We start from the raw sequence: 14,735 nt of genomic DNA, 5'->3' as shown, positions 1-14,735 counted from the left end.
CGTAAAAATGGAATTAGTACTCAGCCGTCCGCTTGCATTTGTTGACCTTGAAACGACAGGCGTCAACTTTGCAAAAGACCGTATTGTTGAAATTGCCGTGCTCAAACTGATGCCGGATGGCAACGTACATGAGAAGCAGACAAGAGTGAACCCGCTCATGCCGATTCCGGCCGCCGTGACGGCCATACATGGCATCACCGATGAAGATGTAAAAGACGCGCCAACCTTTGAACAGATTGCCAAGCAGTATTTCATCTTTCTCGATGAATGTGATCTCGCCGGTTTCAATTCCACGCGCTTTGATTTCCCCATCCTGCTCGAAGAGTTTCACCGCGCCGGAGTGATCTTTGATGTTTCTGCCCGCAAGTTTGTGGATGTGCAGCGCATCTACCACAACCTGGAACCGCGCAACCTGGCCGCCGCTTACCGGTTTTATTGCCAAAAAGAACTCACCGATGCCCATAGTGCCATGGCTGATGTGAAAGCGACGTATGAAGTATTGAAATCGCAGCTGGACCGTTATCCCGGCGTATTAAAAAATGATGTGGATTTCCTCCATGAATTTTCCAAAGACGGCGACTTCGTTGACCTCGGAAAACGGATGTACTACGAGAACAAGATCGAGATGTTCAATTTCGGAAAGCATAAAGGCAAAGCGGTGACGGAGATATTTAAAACGGAACCGAGCTATTTTGACTGGCTGATGAAAAGTGAATTTCCTTTAGACTTCAAGGAAAAAATAAAAAGCATCAGGGAACGGATGAAAAAATAATTACATAGTTCATCCGTTGGTGGAACCTGCTGTTATGGGGATCCACATTACTCCCGGATGAGATGCAACAATAAATGTTTAACGGATGCTGACGCTGAACGGATCGCCGGGAACGCTCACGCCCAACCACTACAGGCCGATAAAATTTGAAGAACGCACTCATCGTCATACCAACCTACAATGAACTGGAAAATATTTCCAGGATGATCCGTGAGATCTTCTCGCTTTACCCGGATGCAAACATGCTTATTATAGATGATGCTTCTCCCGACGGCACGGCCGACGCGGTGAAATCACTGCAAACGGAGTTTGCGGGAAAGCTTTTCATCGAAGAACGTGCAGGCAAGCAAGGGCTGGGCACCGCTTACATCAAAGGCTTCAAATGGGCGATCGGCCGCGACTATGACTATATCTTTGAGATGGATGCCGACTTCTCCCATCCGCCAATAGCCCTGCAGCAGCTGTACAATGCCTGTGCAACGGAAGGTTATGATGTGGCCATCGGATCGCGCTATGTGAAAGGCGGACAGGTGATGAACTGGCCAACCGGACGTGTGCTGATGAGCTATTATGCTTCCATCTATGTGCGCATGATTACCTGGATGCCCATCCGCGACACGACGGCAGGCTTCGTATGCTACCGGAAAAAAGTACTGGCAGCCATTGACCTCGACAAAATTAAATTCACCGGCTATGCCTTTCAGATCGAGATGAAGTTTGCCGCCTGGAAGCTCGGTTTCAAAATAAAAGAAGTGCCCATTGTATTCAGCGACCGCCTCGAAGGTATTTCCAAGATGAGCAAAGGAATCTTCAGTGAAGCTGCCACCGGTGTATGGAAGATGAAATGGAAGAGTTTTTTTGAGAGCTATGCCGCAGGGCAAGAAGCCAGTAGCCAACCTTGATCCGTTCATTTTGCAGCACTGAATACTAACGCACGGTCTACTGCGTTTATCGTCATCATCCTTCCTGATATGATGGCACCAAAAGCTTCGCTTCTCCTCACAACCCTTGCCTGCCTGCTTTCTTTGCACAACAGTGCCAATGCCGGCGTCACGATCAATGAAGCCCTGAACAATAAATGGATCAAGGTGACCATACGAGGTTATGATTACCGCACAGATTCCGTTTATCGCTCTTCCTTTTACGGAAACTGCCTGATCATGACCTGCAAAAACTTACGCACCGTACCGGTTGAAATTACCGAGTCGCCGGGCCGTTTCCTGCAACCGGATGACACGACGCTGCAACGGATGGTGCTCACCAAGGCACTTGCCTTGCATCTTGGTGCGCAGCAGGAAATCACCACGCCGCTTTATGCCATGTGTACGGAGGCACATGACGGCGCCCCGGGCTATGCAACACAGTTCCGTGCCGGTAAGATGGCTTCAGCCGAACTCATACCGCTGATTAATTTCATCGCTTCCAATCACTATCAGAACGATGCGGCGCAACAGGCTGTATGGTGTATGACGGATCAATATTCACCTTATACCATCACTTCCGATGATACGGTTATCAGCAACCGTCTCCGCAAATTCGTATGCGGACTGAAGCATGTGAAGTATGAAAAAGACAGCGGAGAACAAAAAGGCGCACCGCTTTTCAGAATGGTGGACGGCACCTTCACCTACACCATTCAAAAACCAAAAACAGTAGACCTCATCATTTACAATGAAGCCGGCCAGGAAATTAAGAAGCTTGTGACGCATGCATCACAGGCAGCCGGCACTTATGACTACAACTATCATTTCAACCTGCCCATCAACGACAATGCATTGCTGCAGCAGGCACTCATCATTAAGTTTTTCCTGAACGGGACACTGATAGCGGAAAAGAAACATGTGCTGCGCAGTTGAGTGAGCCAAATGGCAAGGTCATGCAATGAAGGATTTGTTCACTGCAGTAAAACTGCTTAACACTTTGTAAGGTCTGTTCCGAAATAATTCCTCCAATTACTGTTGCCCTTGATGAAATGATTAACCGTAGTGACGTGATGCAGCAGATAAAGTTGCCACTACCTTTCCGTCAGCTCCCGCTGCAACTCCTCCAGCGAAACACCTTTCGTTTCCGGCATCAGCGTCCATACATAAATAAGCTGTAATACCATCATCACGCTGAAGAAGGCGAAGATCACTCCGCCGCCATAGCTGTCGGCGAATACGGGAAACACATTCGCGATCAGCGCCGCGAAGATCCAGTGTGTCAGGCTGCCCAAAGCCATGCCTGAGGCACGCACGGCATTCGGAAATATTTCGGAGATGAAGACCCATATCACCGAGCCCTGCCCTATTGCATGCGAAGCGATGAACATAAAAACATACACCGGTACATTCGCATACGACTCATTAAAGAAGGCTCCGGCAACCAATGCCAGGGAAACGATGTAGCCGACAGAACCAATATACATCAACACCTTCCTGCCGACGCGGTCGATCAGTATCCAGCCGATGATGGTGAAAATCAAATTCACCACGCCGATGCCGATTGTGGAAAATAATGCACCCGACTTTGCCGATCCTGTCATCTCAAAGATACGTGGCGCATAGTAGATGATGGCATTGATGCCCGACAACTGATTGAAGAAGGCAAACAGGAATGCCAGCAGGATGAGCCGGAAATATTTCTTTTGAAACAAGCGCTCTTTATGACCTTTCAGCTGCTCCTCCGCCGAATGTTTTATCGCCGCCATGGCTTCCTCCACATTTTCTTCCGTGATGGACAAGACGTCCTTTGCCTTTTGTTCATCGCCTTTGTGCAGCAACAACCACCTTGGTGTTTCCGGCGTAAACAGCATCAGTACAGAGAAGAACAAGGCAGGTACGGCCACGATGCCCAGCATCCAGCGCCAGTCGTTGGCACCGCCTTCCAGCAGGTAATTGGAAACATAGGCGATCAGGATGCCCAGCACGATATTCATCTGAAAAGAGATGCCCATCCTGCCGCGGTATTTTGGCGGAGCGATCTCCGATATGTACACAGGCGCCACCACCGATGATGCGCCGATACTCAAGCCGCCCATGAAACGGAAAAACATAAACATGCCAACACCGCTGGCCAGTGCCGAACCGATGGCCGAGAAGAAGAACAGGAGGCCGATGGCAATCAGTGTTTTCTTTCTGCCATAGGTATCTGCGGGAACACCGCCGAACATGGCACCGATGACGGTACCGTACAAAGCCATGGCAATGGCCAACCCGTGGCTCCAGCCATCGAGGTGCCAGAGCTGCTGAATATCCTGCTCGGCGCCGGAGATCACCGCCGTATCAAGGCCAAACAAAAAACCGCCGAGGCCAACCGTAACGGACCATAAAATAAGTTTGCTGTTCATGTGGAAACGGGAAAAGAAATGCGTGAGTGATGTATGGATGCTCAAGGTTCCATGCATAAATGTATTAATTCAAATGAAATGCAGCTGATCAATTGTTGACCAAACAAGCCACAGGTTGTAACCCTGCATATAAACCATTATCAGGACTAAAATCAACTTTGTAATTGAATAGCAGGATTATCTTCTAAAAATGTAAACTTTTTTCAGGACGAGTCAACTCTTAAAAAACGCACAAGCCAACGCTGCAAGCAATTTTTTTAAGAGAGTATTTTTTCTCCCACCCAGGAAGAAATTCAAATTTTTTTTTCTCACCCTTCGGTTTTTAAATTACGCAGGGCAGCAGGGTTCTCTTTCCGGAAATAGGCAATGGAATAATAGTCGGGCTTTAATTGACCCAATAACCACTGTAATTCGGTGTTTCGGGTACACTCCTTCTCTAACCTCCGGCTGGAGCGGATGCCATTGAGGTAGCCATAAAATAAAGTTTTAGAAACACTTTGAACTCATAAGCCGGACGTCCTTCTCTCTTCAATTCAGGTACCTTAAACCTGAGCTGCGCTAAGCCCAAATGCTCCACAAAGGCATCAATGAGCCGGACCGGATTCTGTTCTCCTACGCTGTCTTCCTGACTGCTGAAGGTTACCTGTGCTCTGTTTTAGGGTTGTATTTACCGCATATCTCCAAGATCTTTAATCACGTGATCCTGGCGTCATCTATTTCAATATCTTTATCAAAGTAATTTATAACATGTTTGTTAATTGGTTTTTCACAGGCTGGCGTTAGCAGCAAGCTTGTGACGACATTACAAACTCAAAAAATTTGTGCAAAAAAATTGACAATTAAAGAAATTATCATGGCGGGTCCGGCATCCTCTGTTTTATTAAGAATTGCTCCAAACAGTTCTACGATAGCTTTGATCTACAAAGTCATTGACGACCTTGCGAGCGAAAGAACAGAGCATGATTTTTATATAAACTCAACTTTAGCATCTCCTGACAAAGAGGATTTAAGACCTTTTGGAGTGGAACTCAATCCCATCACTAATGATTACTACAATTATTCAGAGTCGGAATTAAAGTCAATAGAAGATAAATTTAAGTTTTATCCAAAATATGATATTGGCCTCTATGCAAGGTGCAACGATAAGGCCGATCATAAAATTTTGGGGCAACTAACACTCAAAATCGCAGAAGCTGTTGACGGTATTATTGAATTTGGAGGCAGACTTGATGGAAATAAAATCAAACACGTAAATGGTAAAATCTGTGAAATTGACTGCGAGACTGCAAACGGACGGACTGTTGAGCATCATGTGAGCGATATTGAGTTTATGAGAAATTGGTTGCTGGACAAAAACTTTTACATGATACAATGAACAATTTTCGGATGAACAGAAAGGCAGCCGCCGGCAGCACATTTGCAATTGGCGGGGTTTCGTGCCCCGCAGATCATTTTGTGGTAGCTGAAAGTTCAGTTCTGCGCATCAACATTTGTAGTGATAAGCCCGCCCATCGCAAAACTGCAAACCATTAACCACAATGCTTTGGCGACACTGCTAACTTTGAACTGACAGTAAGAAATGAAACATTTATTCACAATATTTTCACTCCTATTTGGTCATCTCTGTTTTGCAAACATGGCCTCTCCATATCGTGAAGGAACATTTTCAAGTTCGGCATTTAGCAGCAGAAATATTGACATTCTTCACGAGAAGATTTACATAAAACCTGACAGCAGTTTTAAGACAGCATTATTCAAAATTGAGTATGCGGTAAAAACCGATACAGAGGGCAGACAAATCCCTTTGTTGTTTCATGCAGTGGACTACAATGGCGACTTCAAAGTTTGGGTGGATAATCAGATGGTAACTATATCATCTATTCCAGCAGCATATGAGCATATCTCCAATTCGCCGTTTCAGCATTTCTCGAATATTTTTGACGGACGCAATGAAGTGACAATTTATTGGGAGGAGAACTCAGGTTTCGTTTACCAGCTTAACGAGTTAAAATATTTCGAGACCTCTCTGACGAAAGGCGAACACAACATCCGAGTTGAATATACCGCTACTTCCTGGCTTGATTTGCGACAATGGGTTAAAAATTACAGTTTTCGCTATTCTCTTTCGCCTGCTGAATTTTGGAAGTCCTTTGGTTCGCTGGAGATTACTGTAGATGCAACCCAATTCAAAAAAACAATCACCACAAATTTCGGAAACCCGGCTTCAGGGAAACTCGATTCCGTTTCAGTTTGGACATTTAACCAGCTTCCGGGAAAATATCTGCAAATTTATTTTGTTCCGGAATTGAATTCCACCGCAGCAACATTAATGAGTATCGGGACAAATAAATTGACATTGTGCTTTGCCATCGTCATTGCAATTCTTCATTTAGTTCTCATACGGCTTTTTAGAAAGCGAAATACACAGAAGAAATATTCCTGGGTTTTGATAGCAGGTAGTATTCTCATACCATTTGTGATTCTGTGCTTCAACATGTATTCCTATGACCTCATTGATAATGTAATTGGAGATGAGGCATCACATTATCATGGCTACACTTTCTTTGTCATGGTTCTCTATCCGGTATTGATGCCTTTGTATTGGGTAGGCATGTGGCTCGTGGACAAACTTTATAAGAAAAAGTTATTAGGACATGACAGGTTATAATTTGCTTAGCGAGCTTTACACCGCTTCCGTGTCTCGGCAGGCATGGTTTTATAGATAGAAAACGGGACACGGATGGATTCTATGCTATGCATTGCCTTTTGTCCCGCCACCTCACAGCACAGGCTTGCAGGCGGAGACGCAGCGGCGGAATAAAGATCCTTAATCACTTGATCTGGGCGAATTCTATTTCGATGTCTTTATCAACGTAATTTTTAACATAATTGTTAATTGGTTTTTTCACAGACTGGCGTTATCTGCATCCATTGGAGAAGCCTCCTGACATCAAACTGACGAGCAATGAATAACCTTTTTACCTTACTTTTTTTGACTATTATTATTTCTGCATTTGGGCAGACAAGCAGTAAAAATTGTGTGTGTCCGGAATCGCAGATCAAAGCCTACAATAAACCAGACACCATTTTTTATTTACAAAACGGAACACCAATTTCCTTTTGCGGTTACAAATTCCAAGACACCCATCCAACAGTTTACTTAAAATTTGTGTTAGCGTTTTGTTTGCCCGACACTCTTTTAGACATTGACATTTGGAATGCCAACCAATCATGTTACATACATACCATTGGCGACACACTGCTGGTTGATGAGATTGCTGCCAAACTAACAGAGAAAATTTATTTGAACGGCCTGGAGGTCATTCGCAAGAAAGTAAAAACAAAAACTGTTACCGCTGATAAAAAGGAAACACCAATCAAAATCGTTGACAGAATTTTTAAGAATTACATAAAACTATCCGAAAGCACTGACTCGCCAACGAACAAGGACGCAATGAAAAATGCTTTGCAATTTCTTCAAACGGAAAGTGATGTTAAAGACTTACCACTTCTTATAAATGTTTGGATGTATTACGACCCGACTGATTTTCCAACCCGGCAACTTATACAGAAAATCTTTGCGAAAGATAAGAAAGCAACTTTATCCGCTATTGATAATCGGCTCAACAAAAAAAAGAAGTGGGAGAATAAAGAAACTGCACCTTATTCTGATTTGGTTGCACTTAAAAACGAACTGAAAAAGTGATAATCATAAATCTCTCTGCCAAATCTTCCTCCGGATTTTAAACTACACGACATCAGATGGCCAGGATAACTGCAGAAAACCGCACCTGCAAAAAATTGGTGGTTCAGTGCTTAAATGAAGCTTTGTGCTTCGTATCAAGTTCAGTGCCGGCAAACAGCTTATTGCTCCGAAATTCCATTATTCGCCAAGCGCAAAAACGCCGGATGAAGCTCTTATACGATACGGCAGACCATGAACGCTACCGTTTTGAATGAACTGTCTTGGAAATACGTTAAACCCCAACCGTCATTGCTTCTAATGTCTACGATAAAAAAACAAATTTGCAAAAACAGCACTACCACGCTTATTAATAAAACACACTTTCCTTTTATAGTCACACACGAAAAGTCAGGTTCAAACAAAATAAACAAAAGAATTTTTTCGCCAATGCTTTAAACTTATGTTTTACTTTAAACTTTCCCGCAGCATTTTAATGACACTTTCCTTATCTCTTTTCAACTGCTTAGCAAACGCTGTTGCTTGCGGATGAACTTCATGATACTTTTCACTCCATGCAATTACTTCAACCAGAACCGGAATTAAATCAATCCCCTTTTGAGTGAGTCTGTAAAGAATTTTCGCTTTGCTGTCCGGGTGAACTTCCTTTGAAATTATTCCACCACCTTCAAGCAATGCCAGTTTATCGGCAAGGACACTGGTTGTAATTCCTTCGCCACCATTGAGGAAAGCGCCGTAAGTATTTTTTCCTTTAAATACTAAATCTCTCACAATAAGCAACGACCATTTATCACCCAGAATATCAAGCGTTTTACCAATCGGGCAATCAGACCTAAAGGATATTTTTTTCTTTTTCACAATACAAAAGTACAAAAGCACTTGTATATTCCAAGTGGTTTGCTTTATATTTACGGCCAAGAATCATTCCATCAACACATATAATCAGTAATAAAATGAGCAAACTACAGGCACGAAATGAAACTACAATCGATGCGTCTATCAGCACCGTTTGGGCAATTATCACCGACATTAAACTTTTAGACAAAATAAATCCCGGCGTTATTACAGCTACAGGACGGATGGACAAGCAAGGCGAAACCCGAACTTGTGAAATGGAAAACCGAGGCAAGAGAGGAACTATGACAGAAAAACTGGTTGAGCTTGTTCACGAACAAAAAACTGTCTGGGCAATAGAAAACGACAGCATGGGAATGGGGAAGATGCTGAAAGACCCAAAATTTTGTTTCTATCTTGAAAAGATTGGTGATAACAAAACTAAAATCGTAAATGAATCTTATTACGAACCTGCAAACCTGATGGCTAAAATCATAAATGTTTTGATGATGAAAAAAAAGATGGGTGAAATCCAAGGACAAATTCTTTCTAACATTAAAACAATTGCAGAAAAAAAATAAGTATGGCAACTATCCACAACGAAATCATGGTAAACGCAAGCATTGACAGGGTTTGGACAATGCTTACTGACCTTGAACTCTTAGACAGGTATGACCCGGCGGTTAAGAAAGCAACTTTGCTTTCAAACAAAAAGACAGGCATCGGAGCAAAAAGAAAAGTGCTGATGGTTGACGGCAAAAACTGGTTTGAAGAAACAGTAACGGTGTTCAAAGCTAACGAGGCATTGACCTATCAACTCACAGATTGTTCCTTTCCAATCAAAGGTTTGCAACACAGCTACAGCTTTGAGAAAATCGGCAACCAAACAAAAGTTAAACAGGTAATGGAATACACCGTTAAGTTTGGTTTGCTGGGCAAGTTGCTTGACAGTTTGATGATACGCAAACAGTCGGACACTGGAATAAAAATATTCCTTGCAGGTCTTAAATCTTATGCTGAAACTCATTAACCTTTACACATGGCTTACAACGAAGCATTAGCAAATCGAATTCGGGATCAACTTGCAGATATTCCAAACATTGTAGAAAAGGAAATGATGGGCGGCTTGACATTTATGGTAAACGACAAAATGTGCATCGGCATCATCAAAGATGATATGATGTGTCGCATTGCACCTGAAATGCAAGACACTGTTATAGAAAAAACAGGTTGTCGCATCATGGATTTCACAGGCAGACCAATGAAAGGTTATGTAATGGTGGATGACTCAATCATGAAAACCAAAAAAAAATTTGACTACTGGATAAACCTTAGTTTGGAGTTCAACAGCAAAGCCAAGTCATCAAAAAAGAAGAAAAAATAATTTCATCAATAACCATCAAAATCAAGTAACATGACAAATTCAATCAATTGGTTTGAAATTCCAGTGAAAAATTTCAACAGAGCAAAAGCATTTTACGCAACGCTATTAGGTGAAGACATTCAGGAAATGCCCCACCCTGCTTACAAGTATGGCATCTTGCCCGGCGACATGCAAAACGGGGTAACAGGTGGAATTGTAGAAGGCGAAGGTTTTGAACCCTCAATGACTGGTGCTTTAATCTACCTTAATGGCGGAGATGATCTAAGTGTTCCGCTCTCTAAAGTTGAGGCAGCTGGAGGCAAAATTCTTTTGCCAAAAACCTCAATCGGTGGCAACGGCTTTATGGCTCACATAGCCGACACAGAAGGAAACAAAATTGCACTTCACTCAATGAAATAATGTCACCCTTTGCTTTTTCCTTGTTGTGTTGCTCACGTAACTTTCTGTCAAAAAATATGTGCCTGTCATTTATTGGTTAGTCATTATCGGCACGACAACATCAGGAACAGAAATCTCTGACTACATTGACAGAACATTGCACCTTGGATACACAATTGGAAGTGCTTTGCTTCTGAGTTGCTTGTTGCTCACTTTGTTTTTATGGTTTCGCAAATACAAAAATCTTCAAGTGTTTCCGATTGCAGACAAGCAAAAAGAAATTTTTTACTGGACTGCAATTCTTTTTTCTAACAGTTTGGGAACTGCATTCGGAGACTTTCTCGGGGACTATTTTGGTATGAGCTATTTACAAGGCGCTTTTGTAACAGGTGGCGTAATTCTTATTGTTGTGCTTCTACATTATCTTACAAAAATCAATCACATTCTTTTGTTTTGGATTGCCTTTGTTTTCACCCGACCATTCGGTGCAACCTTTGGCGACTTCCTCACAAAACCAATTGACAAAGGCGGCCTGCATCTCGGCACTTTAGCATCTTCAGTTATTTCAGTTGTTGTAATGACAGTTCTGCTTTTCATTGCGCACAGACAACATCAATTGAACGGGTATGATTGACGTGAGCAGCAAAGCAGCCGATAACATTAGCCGCTGTGTAATGCCATCACGACGATAATCGTATTCCCTATCTGGCTTTTTTTTAAGCCAAATTTATTATTATTATGCTGTGCAAATATGGGAATCGCCGGATGGCATTCCGGCAACAATTGTTCTCAATATCTGAGCAGCCAGATTCAAAATGGTAATCGGATGATACGCATGAAAACAAACCATTTCTCCAATAAAATGAAACCCGTTTTACTAGTCCTGCTTTTTCTGCTTGCCGCAGCGTTTTCTGCCGGAGCTCAATCCGTTTCCTTGTATTTGCTCGAACTGGAAAGCCATACCAAATGGGAAGCCGTTGATACAAAGTGGAACAGCGCCAGGAGCCAATGGGTGAGCAATTGTAAAATTGAAAACACACCTGAAAAAACTGCTCAGCTACTACTGCAGTTTGAATCGAATGTGAAATGGGAGGCTGTTGAAGCTGACTGGGCGGCACGCCGCAATGCATGGGTAAATGAGTGTAACAATGCACATGCAGCCGGGCAGGTTGTTAAACTGCTCCTGGAGTTTGAATCCAACATTAAATGGTCGGCTGTGGATGAAAACTGGAAAACAAGAAGACAAGGATGGATCAATGAACTGAATGCAATTCCACAGGAGACTGCATCCGATAAACCAGGTAAAAATCAGGTTGAGTCCGCATTACAATCAGTCACCATCGGAAAACAAGCCTGGATGGCTGAAAACCTGCATGTCGACAAATTCCGTAATGGTGATCCGATACGGCAGGTGAAAACCAAAGAAGAATGGGAAACCGCCAAGATGAACCATGAACCAGCATGGTGGTATGGTACCAACAGCGTTAATGATTATGGAATGACCTATGGTAAATTATATAACTGGTACGCCGTGAATGACCCGAGGGGCCTGGCACCGGAAGGCTGGCACATACCGAGTGATGCTGAATGGGCTGAACTTCTAACCTTCTTCATGCAAAATAAGGTGCCGTTTTCTAAACTTAAAAGTGAAGAAGGATGGCTTAACCATATGAACGGCACAAATGAATTCGGCTTTTCCGCTTTGCCGGGCGGAAACAGCGCAGAATATATCAGTTATAATGTCGGGCAGGAAGCAAGCTGGTGGACCGCCACGCAGGACGGTGATGAATTTGCGATGATTTATTTCCTGAAAGAAAACAACGCTTTCCAGCCCGATGTGAATTTTAAATACAGCGGTAATTCCGTTCGCTGTGTGAAAAACAAGTGATTGCCGATAGTGACCGTTGCATAGTGTGATAGCCACCTGGCTTTTCCTGTAATGTGATGAGAAACGGTTCCCGGCATTACCCTGCCACAGATGAACAACACGCGCTCTATCCCTATGCCATTTTAGAAGACACCTCAAAATACCCGGAGTCATCCTGTACCGATTGATCCGGATCAGGATCTCATCTATTCATTGAAATATGCCGAACTATATTCAGCATGACTGCATTGATTGCCTATTTGAGACAGCTTCCATTTACCGCTTTATCTTTATTTTTGGATAAACAGGTTATCCGCGTATTCGTACTAAGCCAGTGGTACTTTTGGGCTGAATAGCCATGCTCACTTACAGGCATAGATAGCAACAATTCAGCGGCAGCTTAAATTTAAAATTCATGCATAGTATGAACAGAAAATTTAATACAGAAAGTAGTCCTCCACTCGTAATCTGTTGCCTGCTTGTTTATCTCTTACTGTCCGGTTGTTCCGGTTCATCAACCAGGAATGCAATAGCAAACAACACATCCGATTTCAGCGCTGTGACGGTGAACCGCCAAACGGCGGAAACCGGCAGTGCGAAAGGACAAGAAATTGATTTAGCTAATGTATATGCAAAAGCCATTGGTGACTATATCCGACTGGTGAAGAAGGAATACAACCTTACTTTCGATACATTATTTTTTGGCAAACACGTTTACGGACAACCGGACGATTTCCCTGATATATCATTGCCGCCAGTCATCGGGAACACACAACTTAAACTCATCAGCCCTGAACAGGGAGCACAGCTACAACAGCAACATAAGTCATCATTCTATATCAACCTCATTGGCTGGGTTAACGCCGACAGTGCTGAGTTTACCTTCGTTACATTCTCCAACGGAATGACACATCAGTTTGACTGCTTCATTCACTATAAATTGGGCCGGCAAAATTTTGAGCTGGAGGACTCCCGTTTTGAAAACTATCTTTTCAAAGCAAAATGAAAGCCAGCTTCCACGACCATTCATCATGAAAACACAATCTTATTCATTTCATCAAACTGCACTGCTGAAGAAGGTTTCGCAACAGTTCATCCTGTTCATGGCATTGGTAGCTACCGGTCAGATCGCTTCCGCGCAATGGCTTGCTGAAGGCAATATCACCCGTCCTGATAAAATTCTTTTTGATTACTACCCTTCCCCGAAGGATCAGGAGCAATTGTTTAAGTCATCGCTGCCGGTTACATCAGAACAGAAAGAATACCTGCTCCGCAAGCTGAAACCCGCAAACCGCGGCAACTACAAATTCCGGGAAAGAGAATATTTCACCACGGAATTTATTGATGACTGGAAGTTGCTCCAATGCAAGGCTATGCGGATCTTCCAAAGTGAAGCATCGAATGAAAGATTATGCCTGGTGATGATAGCCGGGGGCGATAACTATTACCTGGGCAAGCACACCTCCTACTATTTGCCCGTTGAAAGCGATGAATACTTTGTATTGCCGGTGAGTGCCTTTGAAAGCTGGCAATGGCCGGGCGGAAAAATTCCTGCCGGCGATTTTAAAACGAATGAACTCCATAATATAGAATTTATGAGTGTTCATCGCCCAAGCCGCTACCGGCGGGAATGGATTACGGATGACATGGTTTTTTTGGATCCGGTGAAGACCATGTCAGTACAGACAAAGCAAAATCTTTCAACAGCGCTGCTTGATACCGATTTGACTGCCGAAGTTATGATGATGGGACAACTCGATGAGCAGACCATAGGATTTGACTATAGCGGCGGCCGTTCTTCCATCGTAAAGCATTATCTGAATGAAAAAATACACCTGGTAGTTTATCATTTGGCTTTCTTCGCCGATGATGACGGTAACAACATTGAAATTCTTTATTGTCCTTGGGATGAGAATGATACTGTACCGGAACTCAAAGACTTCCGCGGTTCCACCAACCGCAGAGACTGTTATTTCTTCATACCTGCCGGACAAGCTGAAACAATCGGCTACGGCAATAATCTTAAAGATATTCTCGCCCGGCTGATTCGCGCTGCACCGGATGGATTCAAAGACCTTGCTACTCCTTTACTGGGTGATTACATGCGATTGCGAAAATCATATTCTTCTATGGGCATTCTCACTGCTGATGACTACAAAATCGGGCTCATTACCGGAGACGGCTCCGGCTATTTTCTAACCACAGGTTATACCGTTGACTCAACCGCCGCACAACATGATTTTGAAAAAGCTATGGATGATCTCAAAGCAGTAGCTATCACCAACTATGGCAGGCTCACTTTCGTTGAACAAAGCAAATCATATGTACAGGAAATTGACAATACCATTTACCTGGGTTCATTTGTATTGACAGATCCCGGCAGGCAGGATGTTACCGTGCATGCTGTCAGAATTGATGTAGGAAGCCATTACTATCTGTCCGGAATTTTGATTTCAAAAAATTAAGAAA

General features: G+C 43.3%; 17 protein-coding genes. 14 read left to right on the top strand and 3 right to left on the bottom strand.

Annotated features, from left to right (window positions below):
* Nucleotides 1-7 precede the first annotated feature (7 nt).
* From K1X61_14840 to K1X61_14830, 3 genes are all read left to right on the top strand, one after another.
* Entirely contained in the window at nucleotides 8-772 is a 765-nt protein-coding gene (locus tag K1X61_14840; GenBank protein ID MBX7109923.1) for a 3'-5' exonuclease, read from the top strand.
* 146 nt (nucleotides 773-918) lie between these two features.
* Nucleotides 919-1,674, top strand: a complete 756-nt coding sequence (locus K1X61_14835; protein ID MBX7109922.1) for a polyprenol monophosphomannose synthase — start codon at nucleotides 919-921, stop codon at nucleotides 1,672-1,674.
* 69 nt (nucleotides 1,675-1,743) lie between these two features.
* On the top strand, nucleotides 1,744-2,628 hold the full coding sequence (locus tag K1X61_14830) for a hypothetical protein (GenBank protein MBX7109921.1): 885 nt from the start codon (nucleotides 1,744-1,746) through the stop codon (nucleotides 2,626-2,628).
* 158 nt (nucleotides 2,629-2,786) lie between these two features.
* Here K1X61_14830 and K1X61_14825 read toward each other — a convergent pair whose 3' ends face one another.
* Both K1X61_14825 and K1X61_14820 read right to left on the bottom strand, forming a co-directional pair.
* The gene (locus tag K1X61_14825; GenBank protein MBX7109920.1) at nucleotides 2,787-4,100 is read right to left on the bottom strand and encodes a sugar porter family MFS transporter; all 1,314 of its coding nucleotides are present in this window, start codon (nucleotides 4,098-4,100) and stop codon (nucleotides 2,787-2,789) included.
* A gap of 308 nt (nucleotides 4,101-4,408) precedes the next feature.
* Entirely contained in the window at nucleotides 4,409-4,558 is a 150-nt protein-coding gene (locus tag K1X61_14820) for a transposase (GenBank protein MBX7109919.1), read from the bottom strand.
* Between the two features lie 293 nt (nucleotides 4,559-4,851).
* Here K1X61_14820 and K1X61_14815 point away from each other — a divergent pair, with 293 nt between their 5' ends.
* The 3 genes from K1X61_14815 to K1X61_14805 all read left to right on the top strand — a co-directional run bounded on the left by K1X61_14815 (nucleotide 4,852) and on the right by K1X61_14805 (nucleotide 7,806).
* Nucleotides 4,852-5,475, top strand: a complete 624-nt coding sequence (locus K1X61_14815) for a hypothetical protein (GenBank protein MBX7109918.1) — start codon at nucleotides 4,852-4,854, stop codon at nucleotides 5,473-5,475.
* A 204-nt stretch (nucleotides 5,476-5,679) separates the two neighbouring features.
* Complete coding sequence (locus K1X61_14810) at nucleotides 5,680-6,768, top strand: hypothetical protein (protein ID MBX7109917.1); 1,089 nt, start codon at nucleotides 5,680-5,682, stop codon at nucleotides 6,766-6,768.
* Nucleotides 6,769-7,065: 297 nt separating this feature from the next.
* A complete protein-coding gene (locus tag K1X61_14805; GenBank protein ID MBX7109916.1) occupies nucleotides 7,066-7,806 on the top strand; it encodes a hypothetical protein in 741 nt (246 codons plus the stop codon).
* 444 nt (nucleotides 7,807-8,250) lie between these two features.
* On the opposite strand, the gene K1X61_14800 is transcribed toward K1X61_14805, so the two are convergent.
* The gene (locus tag K1X61_14800; protein MBX7109915.1) at nucleotides 8,251-8,646 is read right to left on the bottom strand and encodes a helix-turn-helix transcriptional regulator; all 396 of its coding nucleotides are present in this window, start codon (nucleotides 8,644-8,646) and stop codon (nucleotides 8,251-8,253) included.
* A 110-nt stretch (nucleotides 8,647-8,756) separates the two neighbouring features.
* On the opposite strand from K1X61_14800, the gene K1X61_14795 reads away from it, so the two are divergent.
* From K1X61_14795 to K1X61_14760, 8 genes are all read left to right on the top strand, one after another.
* Nucleotides 8,757-9,218, top strand: a complete 462-nt coding sequence (locus tag K1X61_14795; protein MBX7109914.1) for an SRPBCC family protein — start codon at nucleotides 8,757-8,759, stop codon at nucleotides 9,216-9,218.
* Between the two features lie 2 nt (nucleotides 9,219-9,220).
* Nucleotides 9,221-9,667 (top strand): SRPBCC family protein, encoded by a 447-nt coding sequence (locus K1X61_14790; GenBank protein MBX7109913.1) that lies wholly within the window; start codon nucleotides 9,221-9,223, stop codon nucleotides 9,665-9,667.
* A gap of 9 nt (nucleotides 9,668-9,676) precedes the next feature.
* On the top strand, nucleotides 9,677-10,021 hold the full coding sequence (locus K1X61_14785; protein MBX7109912.1) for a TfoX/Sxy family protein: 345 nt from the start codon (nucleotides 9,677-9,679) through the stop codon (nucleotides 10,019-10,021).
* Nucleotides 10,022-10,051: 30 nt separating this feature from the next.
* Entirely contained in the window at nucleotides 10,052-10,420 is a 369-nt protein-coding gene (locus K1X61_14780) for a VOC family protein (protein MBX7109911.1), read from the top strand.
* A 58-nt stretch (nucleotides 10,421-10,478) separates the two neighbouring features.
* Nucleotides 10,479-11,033: a hypothetical protein gene (locus K1X61_14775; protein ID MBX7109910.1), complete on the top strand. Its 555-nt coding sequence runs from the start codon at nucleotides 10,479-10,481 to the stop codon at nucleotides 11,031-11,033.
* Between the two features lie 201 nt (nucleotides 11,034-11,234).
* Nucleotides 11,235-12,287 carry a fibrobacter succinogenes major paralogous domain-containing protein gene (locus tag K1X61_14770; protein MBX7109909.1) on the top strand — a complete coding sequence of 351 codons (1,053 nt, stop codon included), beginning with the start codon at nucleotides 11,235-11,237 and terminating at the stop codon, nucleotides 12,285-12,287.
* A 403-nt stretch (nucleotides 12,288-12,690) separates the two neighbouring features.
* Entirely contained in the window at nucleotides 12,691-13,272 is a 582-nt protein-coding gene (locus K1X61_14765; GenBank protein ID MBX7109908.1) for a hypothetical protein, read from the top strand.
* Nucleotides 13,273-13,297: 25 nt separating this feature from the next.
* Nucleotides 13,298-14,731: a hypothetical protein gene (locus K1X61_14760; GenBank protein MBX7109907.1), complete on the top strand. Its 1,434-nt coding sequence runs from the start codon at nucleotides 13,298-13,300 to the stop codon at nucleotides 14,729-14,731.
* Nucleotides 14,732-14,735: the final 4 nt, after the last annotated feature.

The organism is Chitinophagales bacterium, from assembly GCA_019694975.1.
In the GTDB taxonomy this organism is placed as follows: domain Bacteria; phylum Bacteroidota; class Bacteroidia; order Chitinophagales; family UBA10324; genus JACCZZ01.
Note: the sequence above shows the minus strand (reverse complement) of the source record. Positions and strands in the feature narration are given on the sequence as shown.